Below are 302 nucleotides of genomic sequence, written 5' to 3'. Positions count from 1 at the left end.
CCGTTGTCGAGCATGTCCTGAGTCACAGGGCCGTTAAATAGGGTGTTGCCGTTGCCATCAGTGACAATCAAGGTGTCGCCAACTTGGGTGCCAGTCGCTAGCGTCACGGTGGCGGTCACAGTGCCGTCAGTACCGATCTCATCGCTGTTGAAGATACCATCGCTGCCCATGCCGCTGAACTCAACGGTGGGTGCAGGTGCTGCCACATTGTCCACTGGCTGGTTGTCGGTGGCGGTTGCAGATGGGTTACCGGCGATATCAATCACTTGCGCGGTGACATCAACATCGGTCGCGCCTGCAGT

At 57.9% G+C, this 302-nt stretch carries 1 protein-coding gene; it reads right to left on the bottom strand.

All coding sequences use genetic code 11. The features are described from left to right. Positions 1-302, bottom strand: a 302-nt coding sequence (locus H5181_RS20430; protein WP_182751895.1) for a hypothetical protein, incomplete at both ends; no start/stop codon positions are given.

This window comes from Shewanella sp. SG44-2 (assembly GCF_014164215.1).
GTDB classification, from domain to species: Bacteria; Pseudomonadota; Gammaproteobacteria; order Enterobacterales; family Shewanellaceae; genus Shewanella; species Shewanella frigidimarina.
Note: the sequence above shows the minus strand (reverse complement) of the source record. Positions and strands in the feature narration are given on the sequence as shown.